This is a genomic window from Nonomuraea sp. NPDC001831 (assembly GCF_042892035.1).
Classification (GTDB): domain Bacteria; phylum Actinomycetota; class Actinomycetes; order Streptosporangiales; family Streptosporangiaceae; genus Nonomuraea.
Genome location: NZ_JBIATU010000005.1, coordinates 433,406 through 458,565, shown reverse-complemented (window position 1 = coordinate 458,565; position 25,160 = coordinate 433,406). Strand labels below are relative to the sequence as shown.

22 protein-coding genes are annotated in these 25,160 nt (G+C 72.2%); 4 read left to right on the top strand and 18 right to left on the bottom strand.

Going from position 1 to position 25,160, the window contains the following annotated elements:
- Positions 1 to 21: 21 nt before the first annotated feature.
- The 17 genes from yajC to pgsA all read right to left on the bottom strand — a co-directional run bounded on the left by yajC (position 22) and on the right by pgsA (position 16,550).
- Entirely contained in the window at positions 22 to 408 is a 387-nt protein-coding gene (yajC, locus tag ACFYYW_RS20160; protein WP_387650510.1) for a preprotein translocase subunit YajC, read from the bottom strand.
- Positions 409 to 620: 212 nt separating this feature from the next.
- Positions 621 to 1,652 (bottom strand): Holliday junction branch migration DNA helicase RuvB, encoded by a 1,032-nt coding sequence (gene ruvB, locus ACFYYW_RS20155; protein ID WP_387650508.1) that lies wholly within the window; start codon positions 1,650 to 1,652, stop codon positions 621 to 623.
- A 48-nt stretch (positions 1,653 to 1,700) separates the two neighbouring features.
- Positions 1,701 to 2,321: a Holliday junction branch migration protein RuvA gene (gene ruvA / locus ACFYYW_RS20150; protein WP_352322546.1), complete on the bottom strand. Its 621-nt coding sequence runs from the start codon at positions 2,319 to 2,321 to the stop codon at positions 1,701 to 1,703.
- Positions 2,322 to 2,398: 77 nt separating this feature from the next.
- Positions 2,399 to 2,920 carry a crossover junction endodeoxyribonuclease RuvC gene (ruvC, locus tag ACFYYW_RS20145; protein ID WP_364416805.1) on the bottom strand — a complete coding sequence of 174 codons (522 nt, stop codon included), beginning with the start codon at positions 2,918 to 2,920 and terminating at the stop codon, positions 2,399 to 2,401.
- Positions 2,921 to 3,025: 105 nt separating this feature from the next.
- Complete coding sequence (gene eis / locus ACFYYW_RS20140; protein ID WP_387650507.1) at positions 3,026 to 4,177, bottom strand: enhanced intracellular survival protein Eis; 1,152 nt, start codon at positions 4,175 to 4,177, stop codon at positions 3,026 to 3,028.
- Between the two features lie 11 nt (positions 4,178 to 4,188).
- On the bottom strand, positions 4,189 to 6,033 hold the full coding sequence (locus ACFYYW_RS20135) for a hypothetical protein (RefSeq protein ID WP_387650506.1): 1,845 nt from the start codon (positions 6,031 to 6,033) through the stop codon (positions 4,189 to 4,191).
- 167 nt (positions 6,034 to 6,200) lie between these two features.
- Positions 6,201 to 6,950 (bottom strand): YebC/PmpR family DNA-binding transcriptional regulator, encoded by a 750-nt coding sequence (locus tag ACFYYW_RS20130; protein WP_352322550.1) that lies wholly within the window; start codon positions 6,948 to 6,950, stop codon positions 6,201 to 6,203.
- A gap of 3 nt (positions 6,951 to 6,953) precedes the next feature.
- The gene (pdxT, locus tag ACFYYW_RS20125) at positions 6,954 to 7,577 is read right to left on the bottom strand and encodes a pyridoxal 5'-phosphate synthase glutaminase subunit PdxT (protein ID WP_352322551.1); all 624 of its coding nucleotides are present in this window, start codon (positions 7,575 to 7,577) and stop codon (positions 6,954 to 6,956) included.
- 47 nt (positions 7,578 to 7,624) lie between these two features.
- Complete coding sequence (locus ACFYYW_RS20120; protein WP_387650503.1) at positions 7,625 to 8,821, bottom strand: MFS transporter; 1,197 nt, start codon at positions 8,819 to 8,821, stop codon at positions 7,625 to 7,627.
- Positions 8,822 to 8,830: 9 nt separating this feature from the next.
- Positions 8,831 to 9,265 carry a MarR family winged helix-turn-helix transcriptional regulator gene (locus ACFYYW_RS20115; RefSeq protein WP_387650501.1) on the bottom strand — a complete coding sequence of 145 codons (435 nt, stop codon included), beginning with the start codon at positions 9,263 to 9,265 and terminating at the stop codon, positions 8,831 to 8,833.
- Positions 9,266 to 9,353: 88 nt separating this feature from the next.
- Positions 9,354 to 11,036 (bottom strand): alkaline phosphatase D family protein, encoded by a 1,683-nt coding sequence (locus ACFYYW_RS20110; protein WP_387650499.1) that lies wholly within the window; start codon positions 11,034 to 11,036, stop codon positions 9,354 to 9,356.
- 191 nt (positions 11,037 to 11,227) lie between these two features.
- Positions 11,228 to 12,145: a pyridoxal 5'-phosphate synthase lyase subunit PdxS gene (gene pdxS, locus ACFYYW_RS20105; RefSeq protein ID WP_352322555.1), complete on the bottom strand. Its 918-nt coding sequence runs from the start codon at positions 12,143 to 12,145 to the stop codon at positions 11,228 to 11,230.
- A gap of 111 nt (positions 12,146 to 12,256) precedes the next feature.
- Positions 12,257 to 13,261, bottom strand: a complete 1,005-nt coding sequence (locus ACFYYW_RS20100; RefSeq protein ID WP_364416795.1) for a DUF3048 domain-containing protein — start codon at positions 13,259 to 13,261, stop codon at positions 12,257 to 12,259.
- Positions 13,262 to 13,340: 79 nt separating this feature from the next.
- Positions 13,341 to 13,883, bottom strand: coding sequence for a hypothetical protein (locus tag ACFYYW_RS20095; RefSeq protein WP_364340910.1), 543 nt, complete (start codon positions 13,881 to 13,883; stop codon positions 13,341 to 13,343).
- Between the two features lie 32 nt (positions 13,884 to 13,915).
- Entirely contained in the window at positions 13,916 to 15,046 is a 1,131-nt protein-coding gene (locus tag ACFYYW_RS20090; protein ID WP_387650496.1) for a glycosyltransferase family 4 protein, read from the bottom strand.
- Entirely contained in the window at positions 15,043 to 15,951 is a 909-nt protein-coding gene (locus ACFYYW_RS20085) for a phosphatidylinositol mannoside acyltransferase (RefSeq protein WP_387650494.1), read from the bottom strand. Before ACFYYW_RS20085 ends, ACFYYW_RS20090 begins: the two co-directional genes overlap by 4 nt.
- The gene (gene pgsA / locus ACFYYW_RS20080; RefSeq protein ID WP_352322560.1) at positions 15,948 to 16,550 is read right to left on the bottom strand and encodes a phosphatidylinositol phosphate synthase; all 603 of its coding nucleotides are present in this window, start codon (positions 16,548 to 16,550) and stop codon (positions 15,948 to 15,950) included. Before pgsA ends, ACFYYW_RS20085 begins: the two co-directional genes overlap by 4 nt.
- Positions 16,551 to 16,740: 190 nt before the next feature.
- Here pgsA and ACFYYW_RS20075 point away from each other — a divergent pair, with 190 nt between their 5' ends.
- On the top strand, positions 16,741 to 18,864 hold the full coding sequence (locus tag ACFYYW_RS20075; RefSeq protein ID WP_387650602.1) for an elongation factor G-like protein EF-G2: 2,124 nt from the start codon (positions 16,741 to 16,743) through the stop codon (positions 18,862 to 18,864).
- Between the two features lie 203 nt (positions 18,865 to 19,067).
- Positions 19,068 to 20,585 carry a glycoside hydrolase family 10 protein gene (locus tag ACFYYW_RS20070; RefSeq protein ID WP_387650492.1) on the top strand — a complete coding sequence of 506 codons (1,518 nt, stop codon included), beginning with the start codon at positions 19,068 to 19,070 and terminating at the stop codon, positions 20,583 to 20,585.
- 16 nt (positions 20,586 to 20,601) lie between these two features.
- Here ACFYYW_RS20070 and ACFYYW_RS20065 read toward each other — a convergent pair whose 3' ends face one another.
- Positions 20,602 to 21,951 carry a PLP-dependent aminotransferase family protein gene (locus ACFYYW_RS20065; RefSeq protein WP_387650491.1) on the bottom strand — a complete coding sequence of 450 codons (1,350 nt, stop codon included), beginning with the start codon at positions 21,949 to 21,951 and terminating at the stop codon, positions 20,602 to 20,604.
- A 90-nt stretch (positions 21,952 to 22,041) separates the two neighbouring features.
- Between ACFYYW_RS20065 and ACFYYW_RS20060 the strand changes: the two genes are divergently transcribed.
- Complete coding sequence (locus tag ACFYYW_RS20060; RefSeq protein ID WP_387650489.1) at positions 22,042 to 22,941, top strand: branched-chain amino acid transaminase; 900 nt, start codon at positions 22,042 to 22,044, stop codon at positions 22,939 to 22,941.
- Between the two features lie 107 nt (positions 22,942 to 23,048).
- On the top strand, positions 23,049 to 25,124 hold the full coding sequence (locus tag ACFYYW_RS20055) for a hypothetical protein (RefSeq protein ID WP_387650487.1): 2,076 nt from the start codon (positions 23,049 to 23,051) through the stop codon (positions 25,122 to 25,124).
- Positions 25,125 to 25,160: the final 36 nt, after the last annotated feature.

Below are 25,160 nucleotides of genomic sequence, written 5' to 3'. Positions count from 1 at the left end.
GGGGTTTGTCGCAGAGCTTAGTCAGGACTGCTTGCTGCTGGAGCCCTGATCGCCGTTGGGCTCGACGGTCGCGTCGGAGTCCTTGGCGTCACCGTCGGCGAGGTCGGTCGCGACCGGCTCGTCGGCCACCACCGGAGTGTCACCGGGCTGGACCACACGGCCGATGGCCGCCTTGACCCAGCGCGTCTCGATGCCGGGCGCGACCTCCAGCACGACGTCCTCGTTGTCCACCGCGACGACCGTGGCGAACAGGCCGGTCGTGGTCATGACGCGGGCGCCCGGGGTCAAGGAGTTCTGCATCTGCTGCGCTTCCTGCTGGCGCTTGCGCTGCGGACGGATCAGCAGGAAGTAGAACACCACCACCAGAAGGATCAGCGGCAGGATGCTTCCGAGTTGTCCCATGTCCATAGGGGCGACCTTCCATAGTCGTTCAAGAATTTGACACCGGCCTCGCGCCGGAAATTCCGTTGCGTAGCTCTCGGGCCGCGCCGCTCAGCCCGTCAGCCTACACAGCCAGCCAAGGCACGGAGTGTAGGCGGTTGTTATGAAACGCGGCAACGAGGCAGCGATTCGGCGCGCGGGGAAGTTCCCGATTTGAAATGGTTGCAACCGTTTCGTGATCACGGTGAAACGGCGGCCCCGAACGCGTCCGGCGGCGGTGTCATACCCAGGTGTGTCCAGGCGGAAGCGGTCGCGACCCGGCCGCGCGGGGTCCTGGCCAGCAGCCCCTGCCGGACGAGGAACGGCTCGGCCACCACCTCGACGGTCTCGGGCTCCTCCCCCACGGCCACGGCGAGCGTGGAAAGACCGACGGGGCCGCCGCCGAACTTGCGCAGCAGCACCCCGAGCACCGCCCGGTCGAGCCGGTCGAGCCCTTCGGCGTCGACTTCGTAAAGATTGAGCGCCGCCGAGGCAATGTCCCGGTCGATCACGCCGTCGGCGCGCACGTCGGCGAAGTCGCGGACGCGGCGCAGCAGGCGGTTGGCGATGCGGGGCGTGCCGCGCGACCGCCGGGCGATCTCGTGGGCGCCCTCCTCGGGCAGGACGACGCCGAGCAGCCGCGCCGACCGGTGGAGCACCTGCTCCAGCTCGCCGACCTCGTAGAAGTCCATGTGGGCGGTGAACCCGAACCGGTCGCGCAGCGGCGCCGGCAGCAGCCCGGCCCGCGTGGTGGCGCCGACCAGCGTGAACGGCGCGATGTCGAGCGGGATCGCGGTCGCGCCCGGCCCCTTGCCCACGACGATGTCGACCCGGAAGTCCTCCATCGCCAGGTAGAGCATCTCCTCGGCGGGCCTGGCCATGCGGTGGATCTCGTCGATGAACAGCACCTCGCCCTCCGTCAGCGTGGACAGGATGGCTGCGAGGTCGCCGGCCCGCTCCAGGGCGGGGCCCGAGGTGATGCGGAGCGGCATGTTGAGCTCGGCCGCGATGATCATGGCCAGGGTGGTCTTGCCCAGACCCGGCGACCCGCTCATCAGCACGTGGTCGGGCGGACGCTGGCGGCGCATGGCGCTCTCCAGCACCAGGGAGAGCTGCTCGCGCACCCGGCCCTGGCCGATGAACTCGGCCAGCCGCTTGGGCCGCAGCGCCGCCTCGATCTGCAGCTCGTCGCCGCCGGCGTCGGCGGAGACCAGCTCGCGCTCATAGTCCATGGCCACCGCTCCTTCCCGCGCGCCCGGGCGTCGTCCCGTACTTCGTGATCATCGTACGCTGAGGGACCGGAGCGCGGCCTTCAGCAGCGCGGCCACCTGCGGCTGGCGCCCGGCGGCGAGGTCGGCCTCGGCCTCGGGCGCGACCCCGGCCACGGCCTCGTCGGCGTCTTTGCTCGAATAGCCCAGGCCCACCAGGCCGGAGTGCACCTGCTCGCGCCACAGGGCGGCGCGCCGCTCCCCGCCGATCGCCGCGTTGACGGCCTCCTCGGGGGTGCCGAGCCGGTCCTTAAGCTCCAGCACGATGCGCTGGGCGCCCTTCTGCCCGATGCCCGGCACCCGCGTGAGCGCCTTGAGGTCGGCGGCGGCCACGGCCACCCGCAGCGCGTTGGGCGTGTGGACGGCGAGCATCGCCAGCGCCAGCTTGGGGCCGACGCCGCTGGCCGTCTGGAGCATCTCGAAGACGGCCCGCTCGTCGTCGCCGGCGAAGCCGTAGAGGGTCAGCGACTCCTCGCGCACCACCAGCGAGGTGGCCAGCCTGGCCTGCTCGCCCACGCGCAGCGTGGCCAGCGTGCCGGGGGTGCAGTGGGCGAGGATGCCGACGCCCCCGACCTCGATCACGGCTCCGTCGGGCGCGATCGACGCCACCCTTCCCGCCACCGACGCGATCACGACTCGATCTCCTTCTCCACGAACCCCACGAACTCCATGAACTTCACGAAACGGTCAGGCCGCGCTCTCCGCACGGGTCAGCGCCCCTTGCCGGCGCGGGCCATGGCCTCGGCCAGCCGGTGCTGGGCGCCGCCGCGCCAGATGTGGCAGATGGCCAGGGCCAGCGCGTCGGCGGCGTCGGCCGGCTTGGGCATCTCGGCCAGCCGCAGCAGCCGGGTGATCATCGTGCCGACCTGCTTCTTGTCGGCCGTGCCGCTGCCGGTGACGGCGGCCTTGACCTCCGAGGGCGTGTGCAGCGCGACGGGCAGCCCGCGCCGGGCCGCGCACAGCACGGCGATCCCGGCCGCCTGCGCGGTGCCCATGACCGTGCGGACGTTGTGCTGGGCGAAGACGCGCTCCACGGCCACGGCGTCGGGACGGACCTCGTCGAGCCACCGCTCGATGCCGGCCTCGATGCCGACCAGCCGGGTGCCGAGCTCCTCGCCGGCGCCCGTGCGCACCACCCCGACGGCCACCAGCGACAGCGGCGCGCCCGGCCGGCCCTCGACCGCGCCCAGGCCGCACCGGGTCAGCCCCGGATCGACGCCCATCACCCGCACCGGTTCGCCTCCCGCGCCGCCGAACATCTGTTCGGCACGAGACTCTACCCCGGCTGAGCTGGCCGCGCACCGTGAATCGCCCGCCGCGAACGGCGGGCGGGCCGGTCAGAAGTAGTCGAGCATGTACGGCTTGGCGGCGAAGGCCGTGTCGAGCAGCTCGTCGTGACGGTCGTCGCCGGACATCAGGCCGGTCCTGCGCAACGTCGCGGTGGACACGCCCGCGTACAGGGCGGAGAAGCCGCCCACGCTCAGCGCCGCGGCCCCGCCGTCGGCCGGGGCGGCCGGGACGGCCGTGCCGGAGCCGCCGGAGAACTCCAGCCGGAAGCAGCCGCCGCCGCGCAGCGGGTCGTCCACGGAGACCACGGCACCGCCCGTGACGGCGGCGGGGAAGCCCCTGCGCTCCACGGCCGCGGCCACGTCGAGCACCCGGAACATCCAGCGCACCTGCGTGACGTGGTCGGTGGAGCGCTCGCCGAGCAGCCACAGCACCGGGTCGTCGGGGGCGACCGGCGCGGTGACCTTCCTGGCGATGGACGACGAGCTGCCCACCATCGACCACAACGCCCTGGCCGTCTCCCCCGAACCGGCGACCAGGTTCTCGACGTGCATGTCGTCGCCGTTCCAGCGGTAGACGAGGTAGCCGTCGGGGGCCAGGTAGAGGAAGTCGTCCTCGTTGGACAGCCAGACGCGCCAGGCGTTCTCGTCCCAGGCGACGGGGCCGCTGGAGCGGGCCGCCTCGTGCGTGCGGTGGAGCAGGGAGACGACCTCGGCGGCGTCGCCGGGGCCCATCCTGCGCAGCTTGACCTCGCCGGACGGCCTGATGCGGCGCAGCGACTCGGCGGGCAGCGTGATCATGTGCCGGGCTCCGGCGTGCTCGTAGCCGAGCGAGCGGTACAGGGGCGTGGTGGCCGGGTAGAGCGCCGAGACGGCGTCGCCGTGGGCGGCGGCGCGGTCGATGACGGCGCGCATGATGGCGGTGCCGACGCCGTGGCCGCGGTCCTCCGGGTTGACGGTGACCCCCGCGACGCCGGCCATGGCCTGCGGACGGCCGTACCACCACTGGGTGAAGCGGCGCAGCCGGGCCGAGGCGGCGAGCCTGCCGCCCTCGAACGCGCCCAGGTAGCGGCCCTCGCCGAGGGTGGGCGTCACGGTGTGGCGCCACCGCTCGGCCTCCGCGCCGGAGATCGGGCCGAAGGAGCGTTTACGCAGGTCGAGAACGTCGTCGAGGTCGTCGGGGGTGAGATCGCGAATTTCCACAACCACTCAACCTACGGGCTGGTACGGGCGGGTCGCGATCCGTTTACGCTGACGGCGAGCCGGTCGAGGTACCGCAGCTGGGCGGCCACGACGGCGGCCAGCGCGACCGCGACGACGAGCAGCGGGGTGCTCGCGCCGACGTCGGGGACGCCGTGGAAGGCGCCGAGCCGGCCCATCTGCGCGACGGGCACGGTGAACAGCTCCGGGCTCTGGGCCACGAGCAGCGGCCAGAGCACGTCCTGGGCGTTGACCAGCGTGACGGCGCCGGCCAGCACGCCCGCCATGGGCAGGGACGGCAGCAGGACGCCGCCGAAGAAGTCCCTGTCGTTCCGCTCGGCCAGCCCCTTGCACAGCAGCGTCAGCACCAGCAGCGCCGGGACGCTGACCAGCAGCGGCGGGAACAGGGCGAAGAAGGTGTCCACGAGGCGCAGGTTGCGCATGTTCTGCCAGTCGGCCACGCCGAGGGGGCCGGTGCCGACGAACAGCCAGGGGGCGAACGGCAGCAGCAGCCACTCGCTGCGCGCGCCCAGAGGACGCAGGCCGCCGATGCCCAGGGCGGCCAGGTAGGCGACGCCGACCGACACCAGCGCGCCGGCCACGGCGGGGACCCAGGTGTTGACCTGCGCGCGCAACCCGCCGGAGGCCGCGCCGTCGCCGCCCGCGAGCACGCCGGCGACCCACGGCCATGCGCAGACCGCCCCGACGACCACCACCAGCACCAGCGCCACGACACCGCCGACGACGCCGCCCCCGGTCAACGCCCGCCCGGAAGCCGAGGCGGGCGGGTCGGAAGGCGAAGCGGACCGGTCGGAAGCCGAGGCAGGCCGGTCGGAAAACGAAGCGGGCCGATCCGAAGCCGAGGCGGGCCGGTCCGAAGCCGAGGCGGGCCGGTCCGAAGCCGAGGCGGGCCGGTCCGAAGCCGAGGCGGGCCGGTCCGAAGCCGAGGCGGGCCGGTCCGAAGGCTCCGCGGGGAACGCTCCACCCCGAGCCCGCTTCGGGAGCACGGTGACGCGGAGGCGGGCGGCCACGGCGACGACCACCGCGACGATGCCGAGCACGCCGAGAAGTACGCCCGTCAGGGCCGCGACGGCCGCCCCAGGGCCGAACTGGGCCATCCTGAAGGCGTAGTCGTACTGAAGGCCCGCCAGGGTCTGTGTGGCGCGCTCAGGGCCGCCCCGGGTGAGCGCCATGCCGATCGTGAACGCCTGCGCCCCCACGGCGACGGTCGCCAGCGCCACCAGCGCCGCCACCACGGCGGTGGCGCGCCCGGCGGTGCCGCCGCGCAGCGCGGGCAGGAACGCCGTCAGCGCCAGCGCGCACACCACCCCGAAGGTGGCGGCCACGACGACGAGCCGCAGCGTCCCCGGGGCCGTGGCGGGGTCGCGCAGTCCCTCGGCCAGCGTGGCGATGCCCGGACCGTCGGGCGAGGTCCCCCGCAGCCAGGCCGCCGCCACGCCGATCGGCGAGAACGTGACGATCGCCAGCGACAGCACGACCAGGCCCGCGCGCCGCAGCGGGGCGCCGCCCCGGTCGAGCGCCAGCGCGAGCAGCGGCCCGACGACCACGGCCACCAGCAGCGGCCCGACGGTCAGCGAGAGCGTGAAGCCCAGCGCCCGCCAGAACTCCTCGCCGCCCAGCACCTTGCCGTAGTTGTCCAGGCCCACGAACCTGCTCGGCTGCAGCACGCCGCCGCTGTGCAGGCTGAGCACGATCGTCTGGACCGTCGGCAGGACCAGCGTGATCAGGGCGCCGAGCAGGGCGGGCACGGCCAGCAGCCAGCCCAGCGCGCGGTAGGACGGGGCGGGCCGGGCGGCCGGGGGCGCGGGGACCGGGGTCGGTGGGATGGGGGAATTCACGTCGCCCGACCCTAGCCGCGTCGGGGCGCGATCGCACGCGTAACGGCCGGGCGGGCATTTGGTGTCGAACACCCGCGAGCCCGGCAAGTGCCAGGTCAAAGGCGGAAATCGGCCCCGGGAAAGAGCAAGGGCCCGGGGGGCGCCCCCGGGCCCTCGGTGGCGCGGGATCAGTCGAGCGCGGCCAGGACGTCGTCGGAGACGTCGAAGTTGGCGTAGACGTTCTGGACGTCGTCGCTGTCCTCCAGCGCGTCGATCAGGCGGAACACCTTCTTGGCGCCCTCCTCGTCGAGCGGCACGCTCATCGTCGGCAGGAAGCTCGACTCGGCCGAGTCGTAGTCGATGCCGGCCTCCTGGAGCGCCTTGCGGACCGGCACGAGGTCGCCGGCCTCGGAGACGACCTCGAAGGAGTCGCCCATGTCGTTGACCTCTTCGGCGCCCGCGTCGAGCACGGCCATCAGGACGGTGTCCTCGTCGAGGCCGTTCTTGGGCACGATCACGACGCCCTTGCGGTTGAACATGTACGACACCGAGCCCGGGTCGGCCAGCGAGCCGCCGTTGCGGGTCAGCGCGACGCGGACCTCGGAGGCGGCGCGGTTGCGGTTGTCGGTGAGGCACTCGATGAGCACCGCGACGCCGCCGGGCGCGTAGCCCTCGTACATGATGGTCTGCCAGTCGGCGCCGCCGGCCTCCAGGCCGCCGCCGCGCTTGCGCGCCCGCTCGATGTTGTCGTTGGGCACGGAGTTCTTCTTGGCCTTGAAGATGGCGTCGAAGAGCGTGGGGTTGGCGTCCGGGTCAGGGCCACCGGTCCGTGCCGCCACCTCGATGTTCTTGATGAGCTTCGCGAACAGCTTGCCGCGCTTGGCGTCGAGCGCGGCCTTCTTGTGCTTCGTCGTCGCCCATTTGGAGTGGCCGGACATTACCTAGAGCTCCCTCACCATGTCTACGAAGTAACGGTGCACGCGAGTGTCCCCGGTCAGCTCGGGGTGGAACGAGGTCGCGAGCAACGGCCCTTGACGGACCGCGACGATCCTATCCCCAGGCTCGGCCGTGCCCAGCACCTGAACGTCAGCGCCGACCGATTCCACCCACGGAGCACGGATGAACACAGCGTGTACGCGTTCGCCCGCGAAGTCCAGGTCCGACTCGAACGAGTCCACCTGACGGCCGAAGGCGTTGCGCCTGACCACCATGTCGATGCCGCCGATGGTCTGCTGGCCCTCGATGCCGTCCTCGATGCGGTCGGCCAGCATGATCATGCCGGCGCACGAGCCGTAGGCGGGCAGGCCCTCCTTGATCCGCATCCGCAGCGGGTCCAGCATGTCGAAGGTGTCGGCGAGCTTCCACATGGTGGTCGACTCGCCGCCAGGGATCACCAGGCCGTCGACCGCGTCGAGCTCGGCCGGGCGGCGCACGGCGACGGCCGAGGCGCCGGCCTCCTGGAGCATGCGCGCATGCTCGCGCACGTCTCCCTGGAGAGCGAGTACACCGATCGTGGGCACAGCGATCCTTCCGTTAAGGTCCGGTTTCCGACAATTCAACACCATGATGGCCCGGCATCTTCCTACCAGAGCACTCTGGCGTAAAAGCGGGCTTAGGCGGCGGCCTGGACGGCGTCCACGCGGGCCAGGGCGCTCAGGTGGTGGCGGCGGGCGTACAGGAAGGCCATGCCGATCGCGCAGCAGACGGCGCCGACGACGTAGGGGACGGCGACGCCGATCTCCTCGCCGAGCTTGGTCGCGACGAACGGCGCCAGCGCGCCGCCCATCCAGCGCACGAAGTTGTACCCGGCCGAGGCGACGGGCCTCGGGGCGTCGGAGACCTCCATGGCCGACTCGGTGAAGACGGTGTTGTTCAGCCCGATCGGGATGCCGGACAGGACGGTGAACACGATGATCCCGGCGTGCGCCCCGGCCGTCCCCGACACGGCGATGCCGACCTGGAAGAGCGCGAGCAGGCCCAGGGCCAGGTGCAGCACGTTCACCGAGCCGATCCTGCGCTGCAGCGGCGGCGCGCCGAACACCGAGGCCAGCGCCACGCAGACGCCCCAGCCGAAGAACACCGCGCCGATGCCGTACGGCGACATGTGCAGGATGAACGGGGTGAAGGCGAGGATCGTGAAGAACGCGAAGTTGTAGAACAGGGCGGTGAAGGCGGTCGTGGACAGCCCGCCGTGGGCCAGGGCCCGGATGGGGGCGCTGAGCCTGGTCCTGACCGCGGGCTTCGGCCCCGTCCTGAGCAGGGTGGCGATCAGCACGAACCCGGCGGCCATCAGCGTGGCGGTGCCGAAGAACGGCGCCCGCCAGTTCCAGTCGCCGAGCAGCGCGCCGACCAGGGGGCCGGCCGAGATGCCGAGACCGAGCGCGGCCTCGTACAGGATGATGGCCGACTCCGCGCCGCCGCTGGCCGCGCCGACGATGACGGCCAGCGCGGTGGCCACGAACAGGGCGTTGCCGAGGCCCCAGCCGGCGCGGAAGCCGACGAGCTCGGCGACGCTGCCGGAGGTGCCGGCCAGCGCGGCGAACACCACGACCAGCGCCAGCCCGGCCAGCAGCGTGCGCTTGCCGCCGATGCGGCTGGAGACCCAGCCGGTGATCAGCATGGCCACGGCGGTGACCAGGAAGTAGCTGGTGAACAGCAGGGACACCTGGCTGGGCGTGGCGTGCAGCCCTTGGGCGATGGAGGGCAGGATGGGGTCGACGAGGCCGATGCCCATGAAGGCCACGACCGCGGCGAACGCGGTGGCCCAGACGGACATCGGCTGGCGCAGGATTCCGCCGCCGGTGTGCATGGTGTCCCCTTACTGGGTGGTTCTGTCGATGCCGAGCTTGGCCAGGACGGGCAGGGCCGCCGCGAGCACGTCGCGCTCGTCGTCGGTGAGCGCGGCCAGGTCCTGGGCGAGGCGGGCGATCCTGGTCCGGCGCACGGCGTGCAGCCGGTCGCGGCCCTCGCCGGTGAGCTCGACCGTCCTGACGCGGGCGTCGGCCGGGTCGGAGCCGCGCGCCACCAGGCCCGCGTACTCCAGCCGGTTGATCTGCACGGTCATGGTCGGCAGCTGGACGGCGTGCTCCTCGGCCAGCTCGGTCATCCGGCGCGGGCCGTCCTCGAGCGAGCCGAGCACGGCGTACTGCTGGGTGGTGACGGGCTGGCCGGCGCTGGAGCGCCGCAGCAGCAGGACCAGGTGGCGCAGCACCTTGGAGACCTGCTCGGCCATCCGGGTGGGATCGTCCCTCATACTTAGCCCAACTAACTTAGCCTGGCTAATATTCCGAGCGAAGAAAAAGGCGGCGTCCCAGCCCCCGGGGACGCCGCCTGCCTCAGGGCTACGGGCGTTCGGTCTCCAGCCGGACGGTGTCCTCCACCGTCACCTGCTTCCTGGCGCCGATCGCCGGGTCCAGCGGCCGCAGGTACGTCTGCCGCACCCCCGGCACCCGGTCCTCCACCACGAACGTCGCCCGCGTGTACGCCTGCGCCCCAGGCTCGCGCACCTGCGGCACGACCTTGAAGTCGGCCGTGAGCAGGTCGCGCTCGATCTTCGTCAGCACGTATCCGCGCTGGTTGTTGTAGAACTTCAGATGCGGGTTGATCGTCAGGTACGGATGCGTCGCCGGGTCGGAGTCCGCGCCGTCGCCGCCCGTGGTGATGGAGGTGGCCACGAGTTCCGAGCCCACGGTGGGCCCGGTCGGGTCGTCGTAGTCGAGCTTGAGGTCGCTGGCCCAGTGGGCGTGCACGTCGCCGGTCAGCACCACCGGGTTGCGGACCCCGGCGTCCACCCAGCCCTGGGTGATGCGCCGGCGGGAGGCGACGTAGCCGTCCCACGCGTCCATCGAGGTGATCTTGGCAGGGCCGGCGTTGTTGTCGCGCTGGGCGAAGAACACCTGCTGGCCCAGGATGTCCCACTGGGCGCGCGAGCGGTGGAAGCCCTCGATCAGCCACTGCTCCTGCTCTGCGCCGGTGATCGAGCGCGCCGGGTCCAGCGCGGCCGGGCAGTCGCGGTAGCCGTCGCCGCAGCCCTGGTCGTCGCGGTACTGGCGGGTGTCCATCATGTGGAAGGTGGCCATCCTGCCCCACCGGATCCGCCGGTAGAGCTGCATGTCGATGCCGCGCGGGATCGACGTGCGGCGCAGCGGCATGTTCTCGTAGTAGGCGCGGAAGGCCGCGGCGCGGCGGGCCAGGAAGTCCGGCTGGGGCACCTCCGGCTTCTCCGGCACCTCGTCGGCCCAGTTGTTGTCCAGCTCGTGGTCGTCCCAGACGACCAGCCAGGGCGCGGCGGCGTGCGCGGCCTGCAGGTCCGGATCGGCCTTGTACTGGGCGTGCCGCTGGCGGTAGCCGGCCAGGGTCTCGGTCTCGGGGCCCTCGTGGTCACGGACGTTGCCGCCCGGGATGGTGTAGGTGTCCTTGGTGTACTCGTACTGGTAGTCGCCCAGGTGCAGGACCAGGTCCGGGTGCTCCTCGGCCAGCCTGCGGTAGGAGGTGAACCAGCCGTGCTCGTACTGGGCGCAGGAGACGAAGGCCATCGACAGCGCGCCGCCGTAGGACAGCGGGTGCGGGGCCGTGCGGGCCCGTCCCATGGGCGAGACGTACGGGCCGACGCGGAAGCGGTACCAGTAGTCCCGGTCCGAGCTCAGCCGGTCGACCTCGACGTGCACGCTGTGCCCCCACTCCGGCACGGCGACGGCCACCCCCGACCGGACGACGCGGCGCCCGCGCTCGTCGGCGTAGACCTGCCACTGCACCGGGAACGGGCGCTGCGGCATGCCGCCGAAGCCGTCCTCGGCCAGCGGCTGCTGGGCCAGCCTGGTCCACAGCACGAACCCCTCGTGGTCGGGGTCGCCGCAGGCCACGCCGAGCGTGAACGGGTCGGTGGACAGCCCGCGCGAGGCCAGTGCCTGCACGGTCTCTGCGGCGGGGTCCGGCTCGGCGCTCGCCGCCGTGGCGGGGATCGCCGCGGCGGCGCCCGCCGCCAGGCCGGTGACCAGGAAATGCCGTCGGTTCAGCTGGGACACGGTGCGCTCCTCGGGACGATCAAGGGTGAGGGACGCCCGTAGCCTGACCGAGTCTCATGACAGGCTGGTGAACCGCGGACAACACGAAAGAGGCGACATCCTTCGCGAATGCCGCCTCTTACGAAGCTTTTCATCGTCACATGACGATCATGGACCTCCGGCGGGCCGCCGGCCTGCGGCGACGCGCCGGTTCACCAGCCGCGCTCGGCCAGCCGGTGCGGCTGCGGGATCTCGTCGACGTTGATGCCGACCATGGCCTCGCCGAGACCGCGCGAGACCTTGGCGACGACGTCGGCGTCGTCGTAGAACGTGGTGGCCTTGACGATGGCCGCGGCGCGCTTGGCCGGGTCGCCGGACTTGAAGATGCCCGAGCCGACGAACACGCCCTCGGCGCCGAGCTGCATCATCATGGCGGCGTCGGCCGGGGTGGCGATGCCGCCCGCGGTGAACAGGACGACCGGCAGCTTGCCGTTCCTGGCGACCTCGGCGACCAGCTCGTAGGGCGCCTGCAGTTCCTTGGCGGCCACGTAGAGCTCGTCCTCGGCCAGCGTGGTGAGGCGCCTGATCTCGGCGCGGATCGTGCGCATGTGGGTGACGGCGTTGGAGACGTCACCGGTGCCGGCCTCGCCCTTGGAGCGGATCATGGCCGCGCCCTCGGTGATGCGGCGCAGGGCCTCGCCCAGGTTGGTGGCGCCACAGACGAAGGGCACGGTGAACTGCCACTTGTCGATGTGGTTGGCGTAGTCGGCCGGGGTGAGCACCTCGGACTCGTCGACGTAGTCGACGCCGAGCGACTGCAGGACCTTGGCCTCGACGAAGTGGCCGATGCGGGCCTTGGCCATGACGGGGATCGACACGGCGGCGATGATGCCGTCGATCATGTCGGGGTCGCTCATCCTGGACACGCCGCCCTGGGCGCGGATGTCGGCGGGCACACGCTCAAGGGCCATGACGGCGACGGCGCCGGCATCCTCAGCGATCTTGGCCTGCTCGGGGGTGACGACGTCCATGATGACGCCACCCTTGAGCATCTCGGCCATGCCGCGCTTGACACGGGCCGTTCCGGTGACGGGGGTGCTTTCAGGCGTGCTGGACACGGTCTTCCTCACGGGCTCTCAGGGCGGACGGTAAGTTATCAAACCCATCGTAGGTCCTGATGGACCCCTCCCCCGACATGCCACGATGTCAGGATTTGCCGCTCAACTTATACAGAACGGTCATCAAGGGGTGACGGGCTTGCGGCTGGCGAGCGCGATCCAGACCTGGCCGGGGGCGAAGTTCATCGGCTCGCCGCTCTCAGTGGTGAACGTCGTACCGGTCTCCTCCGATTCCCGTTCCCAGTTGGCCGCGTAGGCTTTGCCGTCGCGCAGCACGACGGCCTTGCCCTTGCCGGTGGTGTGCACGAGCGGGGTGTAGCTCTGGTGGAAGTCGTGGAACTGCGAGCGCTCGGTCTTGGTGTACTGCACGACGATCGTGGGCGCGCCGAGCTGGCCGCCCTCGGCCGCCATGTCCTTCTTGCCGTCCTGCCAGATCAGCCACTGCTTCTTGGCCTCCGACCAGGCGAAGGTGAAGCGCGCCGCGGGCCACCTGACGGTGTACGACTTCTTGTCCACGCCGCCCTCGGCGGGCGCGTCGCCGAAGGTGAAGCCGATGTCCTTGGCCTCGGTGGCCTTGGGGGCGCCCGACAGCAGCTTCCTGGTGTTGGCGAACAGGTTGTAGGGGGCGTAGCGGCCCGGCTGGCGGAAGTAGGCGCCGGGGTTGCGGGTGTCGCCGACGTCGTACAGCGGGGCCTTGGCGATGAACGGCAACATCTTGGTCTGCGCGCCGGAGTAGGCGAACGCCGGCTTGCCGAACTGCGGGACGATGTGCAGGTCGGAGATGCGGGCGCTGCGCACCGGGCCCACCTTGGCCGGGATCTTCGAGGAGAAGATCGCCATGAGCCGGGTCAGGCCGGCCTCGACCTGCTCGACGTAGACGACGTCCGCGCTCTTGAGCCCGAGCTGCGGCTTGCCCGCGGCGGTGTTCTCGATCTTCACCGCGAGCACCGGCTTGAGCTCCTCGTAGGGCTGCCCGGTGAACGGGTGGCCCTCGGCCTTCTCGGTGGGCTCCTCGGAGGGGGCGGCGGTGGCCGCCTGCGGCGCCTTGCCGGACGCGGGAGGCTCGTCGGACGAGCAGGCCGCGACGGGCCCGAGCACGGCCGCCCCTGCCAGAGTCACCGAGATCATCCGGGATAGCCGCACCTTGCAACAACTCCTCGCCTTTGCCCAGAAATCGGGAAGAGCTTACCGGCCTCCCCACATTTGGTCATTCAGGCGACATAGTTGCGGGCGGATTGTCATCGATCTCGAAGAATTCCGGGAACTCGGTGTGACCGGCCAATCGCAGCGTTCTGGCCAGCCAGCGCCGCTGCGCCGTACGGGTGACCCCGACCGCGTTGTTGTAGAAACGGCGCGAATAGACGACCTTGGCCACCGCCGCGTCGAGCTCCTCCAGCAGGTCGCCGCCGCCGGGCGCCTCGGCCAGCTTCTCCCTGAAGCGCTCCTGGTCGGCCGCGGCCCGCAGGGCCCGCGACAGGTCGCTCTCGGCGTGCTCGCGCTCCTCGGGGCCGGCGATCCTGGCCTCGTGGGCGGCGGCGGCCAGCACCAGCGAGGTCGCGGGGTCGAGCAGGCGCGAGCCGGCCAGTTCGAGCACCACGGCCCGGCGCCGCATGAGCGCGGCGTCCAGCGCCTCGCGGGCCAGTTCGAGCCGGATGTGCAGGCGGTCGAGCCGGCCCGCCCGCCAGGAGACGTAGACGGCCGTGAGCACGACGACGATGCCCACGATCAGCACGATCATGGTGGATGTCACAGCGGTTCCCTACAGGAGCTCTCGGCAGGCGGTCACAGGTCTTCCTCCACCCGGCCCGCGCCGCTGGTGGTCACCGTCTCGTAGACGCGCACCACGTCGCGGGCGACCGTGGACCAGTCGTACTTCCTGACCGCCACCAGCGCCTCGGCGGCCAGTTTGGCGCGCCGCTCGGGCGCGTCGAGCAGCACGGCGGCCTCGCGGGCGAGCGAGGCGGCGTCGCCGTTGGCGAACAGCGCGCCGGCCTGCCCCTCGCCCAGCACCTTGCGGAAGGCCGGGATGTCGCTGGCCAGCACCGTCGCCCCCGAGGCCATGGCCTCGGCCAGCACGATGCCGAAGCTCTCGCCCCGGGTGTTGGGGGCGCAGAACACGTCGACCGAGTGGTAGGCGCGGATCTTGTCGGCCTCGCTCACCATGCCGAGCACGGTGACCCGCTCGTGGAAGGGCTTGGGCACCTTGTCGTAGACGTCCTTGGCGTCGCCGGGCCCGGCGATGAGCAGCTTCAGGTCAGGACGCTCGGCGGCCAGCGCGTTGAAGGCGTCGAGCAGGATCGGCAGGCCCTTGCGCTCTTCGTCCATGCGGCCGAGGAAGCCGATCGTGGCGCCGTCGGGGCCCCGGCCGGGCAGCGGCTCGGCCTCGGTGTAGCGGGCCACGGTCACCCCGTTGGGGATCAGCACGGTGTCGCCGCCGAACTGCTCGACCAGGCTCTTGCGCGCCGCGTCGGAGACCGCGATGCGGCCGCTCAGCTTCTCCAGCGCGCTGCGCAGCAGCGGCTCGGCCACCGCGATGGCGCGCGAGCGGGTGAAGGAGGCGTGGAAGGTGGCCACGATCGGACCCTTGGCCGCCCAGCAGGCCAGCACGCCGAGGCTCGGGATCAGCGGCTCGTGGATGTGCAGCACGTCGAAGTCGCCCGTACGGACCCAGCGCCGCACCCGCGCGGCCGACAGGAACCCGAACGACATCCGGGCCACCGACCCGTTGTAGGGCACCGGCACCGCCCGGCCGGCGCCCGTCACGTACGGCGGCAGCTCGTCGTCGTCGGCGGCGGGCGCGATGACCGAGACCTCGTGCCCCTGCGCCATCAGCGCCTGGGCCAGGTCGTCGATGTGCTGCTTGACCCCGCCGGGCATGTCCCAGGAGTAGGGGCAGACGATGCCGACCTTCATTTCGGCAGGTCCTCCAGCCAGAGCCGCTGCAACATGTGCCAGTCCTCCGGGTGCTCGGCGATGCCCTTCTCGAAGACGTCGGTCATGGCCTGGGCGACGGCCGCCACCTTCTCCTGCCGGGTGCCCTCGGCGGGCACCGGGATCTCCTCGTGGATGTGGATGCCCCAGTCGTCGCCCACGAAGTAGACGGTGGCCGGCAGCAGCGCGGCGCCGGTCTGGACGGCCAGCAGCGGCGGGCCGGCCGGCACCTTGGTGGTGGCGCCGAAGAAGCGCACCTCGATGCCGCTCTTGGTCAGGTCGCGCTCGGCGGGCAGGCACACCACGCCGCCCTTGCGCACGCGGCCGGCCAGGGTGCCGAAGTTGTGGCCGTCGCCGCCGGTGAGCGGCAGCACCTCCATGCCGAGTCCCTCGCGGAAGGCGACGTAGCGGCGGAACAGCGACTCGGGCCGCAGCCGCTCGGCGACCGTGGTGAACGGGTGGCCGACGCCGACCAGCCAGGCGCCCGCCGCGTCCCAGTTGCCCATGTGCGGCAGGGCCAGCACCACGCCCCGGCCCGTGGCCAGCGTGTCGTGGATGTGCTCGGCCCCGATGACGTGGGTGCGCCGGACGATCTCGGGCCGCGGGATCGAGGGCAGGCGGAAGACCTCGTGGAAGTAGCGGAAGTAGGAGCGCATGCCGGCCCTGCTCAGCTCGCGCAGCTCCGCGCTGCCGGCGTCCATGCCGGTGACCCTGGCCAGGTTGGACTCCAGGCGGCGCACGGACTTGCCGCGCTTGCGCCACACCCGGTCGGCCAGGAGGCGGAAGACCGCCGCCGTGGGCCGCTGGGGCAGCAGCGGGACCAGTTTCCAGCCCGCCGCGAAGCCCGCCGCCACGATGCGGTCGCCGATCGAGGTCTTCTCGCTCATCGCTCCCTCGTCTGCCGGTGGACGTGCACGACCCGCTGCACGACGGTGATGGTGGAGGCCGCCGCCAGCAACCACATGCCGAGCGGCAGCACGTAGGGCACCCCGACCCCCGAGAAGAAGGTCGCGACCAGGGCCACCACCAGCCGCTCTGGACGCTCGGCCAGCCCCACGTCCGCCGTCAGCCCGAGGCCCTCGGCCCTGGCCTTGGCGTAGGAGACCAGGGACCCGGCGACGAGGCAGGCCAGCGTCACGCCGGCCATCAGCGTGTCGCCCGCGGCCACGAAGTACAGGATCAGGCCGGCGAAGATGGCGGCGTCGGCCACCCGGTCGAGCGTGGAGTCGAGGAAGGCGCCCCAGACGGTGCCCCCCTTGCCGCCCAGCCGGGCCACGACGCCGTCGAGCAGGTCGAACAGCACGAAGACGGTGATGAGCAGCGCCCCCCAGGCCAGCCGGCCCAGCGGGAACAGGGTCAGGGCGGAGATCACCGTGCCGAGGGTGCCGATCGCCGTGACGGCGTTCGGGCCGATCCCGCGGCCGACGAGAGCCCTGCCCAGCGGGGTGAGTATCCGGGTCATGGCCGGTCGCAGGAGTTTGAGCATCGCGGTCCGATCGTAGGCCATTGCGTGAGCGGCCACTTTCTTTGCCCCGCACCCCTTGTGATATTCGCCACAGGGGTATTTGGTGAACACACCGCGTCCATGCGGTTCCTGACACCCTCCGCGCGGGCGCGGCGTTGGATGCACCGACGACGTGGGAGGCGAAGTGGCGGATAGGAACTCCGGCGGGGCCATGGGAGCCGCGGGCAGGGCACCCACGGCCGACAGGGCGGATGCGATACGCAATGTCGTGCTGGTCGGCCACTCGGGAGCGGGCAAGACCACCCTGGTCGAGCAGCTGCTCGCGGCGACGGGCACCGTCCAGCGGCCGGGCCGGGTGGAGGACGGCAACACGGTCAGCGACTTCGACGAGGTCGAGGTGCGCCAGCAGCGGTCGGTCAACCTGGCGCTGGCGCCGCTCGTGCACAACGGCATCAAGATCAACCTGCTCGACACCCCGGGTTACGCCGACTTCGTCGGCGACCTGCGCGCCGGGTTGCGCGCCGCCGACGCCGCCCTGTTCGTCGTGTCGGCCTCGGAGGGGATCGACGGGCTCACGCAGATGCTCTGGGAGGAGTGCGCCCAGGTCGCCATGCCCAGGGCGGTGGTGATCACCAAGATCGACCACCAGCGCGCCGACTTCGACGAGGTGCTGGCCACCTGCCAGGACGTCTTCGGCGACGGCGTCGCGCCGCTCTACCTGCCGGTGATCACCAACGGGCACGTCAACGGCCTGATCGGGCTGCTGTCGCAGAAGTTCTACAACTACGCGACCGGCGCCCGCACCGAGAAGGAGCCGGGCGCCGAGTACGAGGCGCAGATCGAGGAGCGGCGCGGCGAGCTGATCGAGGGCATCATCCAGGAGAGCGAGGACGAGTCGCTCATGGACCGCTACCTGGAGGGCGAGCCCATCGACACCAAGGTCCTGGTGGACGACCTGGAGAAGGCGGTCGCGCGCGGCAGCTTCTTCCCGGTGTTGTGCAGCGGGCTCGGCGACGGCCACGCCGTGGGCATGACGGAGCTGCTGGAGCTGGTGACCCAGGGCTTCCCCTCGCCGCTGGAACACCCGATGCCCGAGATCACCGACCTGTCCGGCAAGCCGGTCGGCGGCATCGCGTGCGACCCCGACGGCCCGCTCGTGGCCGAGGTCGTCAAGACCACCAGCGACCCGTACGTGGGCCGCATCAGCCTCGTCCGCGTCTTCTCCGGCACGCTGCGCCCCGACATGACCGTGCACGTCTCCGGCCACGGCCTGGCCGACCGCGGGCACGAGGACCACGACGTCGACGAGCGCATCGGCACGCTGACCAGCCCGCTCGGCAAGACCCAGCGCCCGGCGGCCAAGGGCTCGGCCGGGGACATCGTGGCCGTGGCCAAGCTGTCGCGGGCCGAGACCGGGGACACGTTGTCGGAGGTCGACCGTCCGCTGCTGATGACGTCCTGGCAGATGCCCGACCCGCTGCTGCCGGTGGCGATCAGGGCGAAGTCGAAGGCCGACGAGGACAAACTGGCCCAGGCGCTCGGCCGGCTGGTGGCCGAGGACCCGACGCTGCGCCTGGAGAACAACGCCGAGACCAGGCAGCTCGTGTTGTGGTGCATGGGCGAGGCGCACACCGACGTGCTGCTCGACCGCCTGGCCAACCGGCACGGCGTCGAGGTCGAGCGGATCGAGCTGCGGGTGCCGCTGCGCGAGACGTTCGGCGGCCGGTGCCAGGCGATGGGCCGCAACGTCAAGCAGACCGGCGGCCACGGCCAGTACGCGATCTGCCACCTGGAGGTCGAGCCCCTGCCCTCGGGCGGCGGGTTCGAGTTCGTGGACAAGATCGTCGGCGGGGTGGTGCCCCGGCAGTTCATCCCGTCGGTGGAGAAGGGCGTGCGGGCCCAGATGGAGCGCGGCGTGGTGGCCGGCTACCCCATGGTGGACGTGCGCGTCACGCTCTACGACGGCAAGGCCCACTCGGTCGACTCCTCCGACATGGCCTTCCAGATCGCGGGCCAGCTCGCGCTGAAGGAGGCGGCCTCGAAGGTCCCGACCCTGCTGCTGGAGCCGGTGGACGAGCTGTCGGTGCTGGTGGCCGACGACTACGTGGGCTCGGTGATGTCCGACCTGTCCTCGCGGCGCGGGCGCGTGCTCGGCACCGAGCCGGTGGGCACCGGGCGCACGCTGGTCAAGGCCGAGGTGCCCGAGCTGGAGATCACCCGCTACGCCATCGACCTGCGCTCGATGTCCCACGGCACCGGGACGTTCACGCGCACGTTCCTGCGCTACGAGCCGCTGCCGCCGAACCTGGCGAGCAAGGTGGCGGCCACCGAGTAGGGGTACAGAGCGGTCGGCGCTGAGCCGGGAGGGCGGCACGTCCCTCCCGGCCCGCACGTTTGATCACCACATCTACCGTTTCGTAACAGAAGCATCACGACTGCATTTCTTTTTTCGGGTCCGATCACACGGGAGCAACTGCCAGACTGGGTTGCACTATGCGAACTGGACGCCCACTCCTAGCCGCTGCAGCCCTCGCGGTCGTGACCACCAGCGCCGCCTACGTGTTCGGCCCCGGCGCGACCGAGAGCCCCGCAGCGACCAAGAAGACGACGACCACCGCCCCCGCCACCGCCGAGGCGACGGCGGCCTGCAAGCCCGACCCCCGCTACCCCAAGCGCCAGCTGCGCGGGGTGTGGATCGCGACGGTCAAGAACATCGACTGGCCCTCGCGCGCCGGCCTCGGCCAGGCCCGCCAGAAGGCCGAGTACGTCAAGATCCTCGACAGCGCGGTCAAGCGCAATCTCAACGCCGTCTTCGTCCAGGTCCGTCCCGCCTCCGACGCGCTCTACCGCTCCTCGCTGGAGCCCTGGTCGCGGTACCTGACAGGCACCGCGGGCAAGGACCCGGGCTGGGACCCGCTCCCGTTCCTCATCGACGAGGCGCACAAGCGCAACCTGGAGTTCCACGCCTGGTTCAACCCCTACCGCGCGGCCGAGACCGCCGACCTGTCCAAGCTCCCGGCGAACCACCCGGCCAGGCAGCACCGCGACTGGACGGTCACCTACGGCGGCGGCCTCTACTACAACCCCGGCCTGCCGCAGGTGCGCGAGCACGTCACCAAGGTCATCACCGACGTGGTCAGCCGCTACGACGTCGACGGCGTGCACTTCGACGACTACTTCTACCCCTATCCGGGCGGCGGCGGCACGTTCGACGACAAGGCGGCCTTCGCCAAGTACGGCAAGGGCCGCAAGCTGGCCGACTGGCGCCGCCACAACGTGAACAAGCTGGTGGCCAAGGTCGACGCGGCCGTCCACGACACGAAGAACCACGTGAAGTTCGGCATCAGCCCGTTCGGCATCTGGCGCAACAAGTCCAACGACCCCGAGGGATCGGCCACGGCCGGCATGTCGGCCTACGACTCCATCTACGCCGACGCCCGCTCCTGGATCGAGGACGGCACGGTCGACTACGTCGCCCCGCAGCTCTACTGGCCGCGCGGCTTCAAGGCGGCCGACTACAAGACGCTGACGGCCTGGTGGGCGGGCGCGGTCAAGGGCACCGACGTCCAGCTCTACATCGGCCAGGCGCTCTACCAGGTCGGCACCAGGACCAACGCCGCCTGGGCCAACCCGGGCGAGCTGTCGGCGCACCTGACGGTGAACCGGCGCTACGAGCAGGTCGACGGCGACATCTACTTCAGCGCCAAGCAGCTCCTGACCAACCCGCTCGGCGCGATCGACCGGGTGGCCAAGGAGCACTACAGCCGTCCGGCGCTGCTGCCGATCATGGAGGACCGCGGCGGCGAGGCCCCCGGCAAGCCGGCCGGCGTCAAGGCGAGCGGCTCCACCGTGTCCTGGACGCCGTCCGAGGGGGCGCGGGCCTACGCGGTGTACCGGGTGCCGGAGTCGGGCAAGGACTGCCACACCACCGACGCCCGCAACCTGGCGGCCGTGGTGACGGCGGCGTCGTACTCGGCCAAGCCGGGCACGTACCTGATCACCTCGCTCGACCGGCAGCACCACGAGAGCAAGCCGGTGAAGGTCAAGGTGGGCTGAGCCGAGGCCCGTCCCGTCACCGCCCGTCCGGGTGGGGAGCTCGGTGGCCGGTCTGCTCCCAGGCGCGGGCCAGGGCGGCGACCGCCTGGTCGAGCAGGGCGGGCGGCAGGGCGAAGCTGAGGCGCAGGCGGTCGCGGTGGCGGCCGTCCGGGGAGAACAGCGAGCCGGGCGCGACGGCCACGCCCTGCTCGCGGGCGACGGCGGCGAACCTGTCGGTGTCGGCGCCCGGCAGGCGCGCCCACACCGACAGTCCGCCCTGCGGGCGTGACCAGGTCCACGACGGCAGGCGCGCGGACAGCGCGGCGGTGAAGTGGTCGCGGCGGCGGGCCAGCTCGGCCAGCCAGGCCGGCACGGGGTCGCCGTCGAGCAGGTCGGCGGCCAGCCGCTGGGAGACGGCGCTGGTGGCCAGGTCGGCGTCGAGCTTGGCCTCCAGCAGCCGGGCCAGCAGCGGCTCGGGGGCGGTGAGCCAGCCCACCCGCAGGCCGCCCCACAACACCTTCGACAACGAGCCCACCGTCACCGTGCCGTGCGGATGGGCCAGGGCCAGCGGCGCGGGAGGCGTCCGGCCGTCGAACACCACCGGCGCGAGCGTCCGGTCCTCCACCAGCGGGACGTCCGCCGCCGCGGCCAGCTCGGCCACGTGCCGCAGGTCGGCCACGCGGCCGGTCGGGTTGTCCACCGGCAGCGCGTACACGGCGGCCGGGCGGTGGCGGGCCAGCGCGTCGCGCACGGCGTCCGGGTCGGCGAGGTCCACGGGCACGGCGAGGGCCCCGGCGCGCCGGAACACGCTGAGCGCCCCTCCGTAGGCCGGGTCGCCGGCCAGCACGCGGTCGCCGGGCCGCAGCAGCACCCGGGCCGCCAGGTCGATGCCCTGCTGGGCGCCCGAGGTCACCAGGATCTCGCGGTGCGGCCCGGCGTCCAGGGCGGCCAGCACGGCGCGCAGCCGCGAGTCGCCCATGGCGTCGTAGCCGTGGCCGCTCGGGGCGCGCATCAGGGCGGCGGCGTCCAGCGGGGGCACCGTCAGGTGGGAGGGGTCGGGGACGACCGAGGTCGACAGGTCGGCCAGCACCGCGCCGCCCTGGAGCAGGCCGCCGAACGTCGGGACGCCCAGCACGTACGTGCCGCTGCCGTGCCGGCGTTCGCACAGGCCCTCCTCGCAGAGGGCGTTGAAGGCGGCGGCGACCGTCCCGCGGCTGAGCCCGACCGCCTGGGCCAGGTCGCGCTCGGAGGGCAGGCGGGTGCCCGGGGCGATGGCGCCGGTCTGGGCCAGGTCGGTCAGCGCGCCCGCGAGCCGCCGGCTGGCCGTGCCCTGGTGGAGCCGGAGCCGGTCGCGGACCAGGGTGACAAGGTCTTCTTCTCTTCCCACGCCACTATTATCCGGTTACTGTGCCACTTATCAATGAATTGGCCTACATCTCGTGATTGTTGACGGCCATTTACGGAGAGGAGCGGCACGATGCGCGAAGCCGAGCACATCTGGATGGACGGCGAGCTGGTGCCCTGGGCCGAGGCCCGGGTGCACGTCCTGACGCACGCCCTGCACTACGGCACCGCCGTGCTGGAGGGCACCAGGGCCTTCGACACGCCTGACGGCCCGGCGGTGTTCCGGCTCGACGAGCATCTGCGGCGGCTGGCGCGCAGCGCGCGGATCATCGGGATGCCGCTGCCGTACACCTTGGAGGAGCTGCGCGCGGCCACGCTGGCCACGGTCGCGGCCAACGGCCAGTCCTCGTGCTACATCCGTCACCTGGCCCACCGCGGCTACGGCGAGATGGGCGTGGCGGCGCGCGGCTGCCCGACGGTGGTCTCGATCGCGTCCTGGGAGTGGGGCGCGCTGCTGGAGGCGGGCGTGCGGCTGATGACCAGCTCGTGGCAGCGCAACGACCACCGGGTGACGCCGACCGCGGCCAAGGCCACCGGCCCCTACCTGAACTCGGTGATGGCCAAGTCCGAGGCCATGCAGGCGGGCTTCGACGAGGCGGTGCTGCTGAACGCGGCCGGCAACGTCAGCGAGTGCACCGGCGCGAACGTCTTCGTCGTGCGCGACGGCGTGCTGACCACGCCTCCGCCGCACGCCGGCGCGCTGGAGGGCATCACGCAGGACACCGTCGCCCGGCTGGCGGCCGACCTGGGGCTGACGGTCACCAGGGAGGACCTGCTGCGCACCGACCTGTACACGGCCGACGAGATCTTCGTCTGCGGCACGGCGGCCGGGATCGTGCCCGTCAGCGCGGTCGACCACTGCGAGTTCGGCGGCCCCGGGCCGGTCACCGGCAAGCTGTCCGACGCCTACGAGGCCGCCGTGCACGGGCGCGACGACCGCTACCGCCACTGGCTCACCCCCGTGCGCGGCTGACGGACCGGGCCCGCCGCCGCCCGTGAGAAGGTAGGGGAATCGGTGGCGCCGGATCGCGACGTGCTCTAGCGTGCCACGGACGTCATCGATCGCGGGAGGTCGTCGGGGTGAGGCGCGCGCTCGTGGTGCTGGCCGTTCTGGCCGGTTCCGTACTGCTCGGCCTGCAGGGCACGGCCACGGCCGGCGGCTCGGCTCCCGGCGCGGGCAGGGTGGCGCTCATCGGCGTCTCCGGCCTCAGCTGGGACGACGTCAACCAGGCCGACGCCCCCAACCTGTGGGAGCTGACGCGCGGCAGCGCGATCGGCTCGCTGTCGGTGCGCACGGTCAGCAACATCACCTGCCCCTACGACGGCTGGCTCACGGTGTCGGCCGGCACCAGGTCGGCCGCCGGATACGCCTGCGGCGCGCCTCCCGCCCCCGAGACCCGGGGCGCGGGCGCGGTCATCCCCGACTACCGCTACCTCATCGACGTGGCCGGGCAGCGCAACGCCGGCACGCTGGGCGAGGCGCTGAAGGCCGCGGGTCGCTGCTCGATCGCGATCGGCCCCGGCGCCGCGCTCGCGCTGGCCGACCGGCAGGGCGCGGTGCAGCGCTACCACGCCTCCCCGCTCCAGGTCCGCACGGCCGACCTGGAGCAGTGCCCGCTGACCGCCATGGACGTCGACGACCTCGTCCACCCCTACCTGGCAAGCGGCAAGCTGCCCAAGGTGCCCGAGCAGCTCGGCCCGAAGGAGCGCCGCGACGCGCTGCGCCTGGCCGACGCCAAGGCCGGCGCGCTGCTGTCGATCCTGCCGCCCGGCACCACCGTGCTGCTGGCCGGCCTGTCCGACCACGGTTCCGTGCCGCACCTTCGGGTGGCCGCGCTGCGTGAGCCGGGGGCGCAGGGGCGGTTGCTGGGCGCCGCCTCCACCCGCCGCGCCGACATCTCGATCCTGCCCGACCTGACCGCGACCGTGCTGGCCCGGCTCGGCGTGCCGGCGCCGGCCACGGTCGTCGGGGTGCCGATGCAGCCCGGCGACGCCGGCGCGACGATCGACCGGCTGCGCCGGGCCGATGCGACCGCGCAGGCCATCCGGTCGGTCAAGGGCGTCTACTTCACCGTCGTGGCGGTGTTGCAGGTGCTGTTCTACGTGGTCGCGTTCCTGCTGCTGCGGCGGCGCAAGGGCCTGTCGCCGGTGCGTCTGGCCGCCGTCGCGCTGGCCGCCCTGCCGGTCTCCAGCTACCTGGTCAACCTGCTGCCCTGGTCGTCCCTGACGCAACTGGTCGCCGGGGTGCTGGGCTGGGTCGTCGTGGTCACCGTGCTGGCCTTCGGCGGGCCCTGGCGGCGGCGTCCGCTCGGCCCGCTCGCCGTGGTGGCCGGCGTCACCGCGCTCACGCTCGCCGGCGACCTGCTGACGGGCACGACGTTGCAGCTCAACAGCGTCATGGGCTACAGCGCCGAGGTCGGGGCCCGCTACTACGGCCTGGGCAACATCCCGTTCGCGCTGCTGGCCACCGGCACGCTGCTGGCCACCACCGTGATCGCCCACCGCTGGCCGGGGCGGCCCGGGGTGGCCGCGATCGTGGTGCTCGGGGCGTTCGCGATGGTGCTGGGCGGCTCGGGCATGGGCAGCGACTTCGGCGGCGTGATCGCGTTCGTGCCGGGCATCGCGGTGACCGCGCTGCTGGTGGCCGGCAAGCGGGTCTCGATCGTGAAGCTGGGGGCGTTCTGCGTGGCCGGGGCGGTGATCGTGATGACGTTCGCCGTGCTCAACTACCTGCGTCCGCCCGACGAGCAGACGCACCTGGGCAGGTTCGTGGGCCAGGTGCTCAGCGGCGAGGCGTTCGAGGTGATCTTCCGCAAGCTCCAGGCCATGCTGGCCACGCTGCTCAGCCCCAACCTCATGCCCATCGTGATCGCGGCCGTGGCCTTCCTGGTCTACGCGATCCTGCGGCCCGAGCAGGCCAGCGCGGGCGTGGTGCCCGCGGCGTTCCGCCACTCCCCCGCCCTGCGCGCCGGCCTGATCGGCACGCTGGTCAGCGGGGTGATCGGGATGCTGGTCAACGACTCGGGCGCCGCGGTGTTGTCGATGGCCCTGGCGCTGGCCGTGCCGCTGCTGCTCGCGGCGGGCATCGGCACGCTGGGCCGCGAACAGCCTGCCGAGGCCCCCGCCACCGCCCGCCTGGCCCACGCCGGCGACTAGCCGCATCGAACGCGAGCGGCGGGCCGGCGAGCGGGT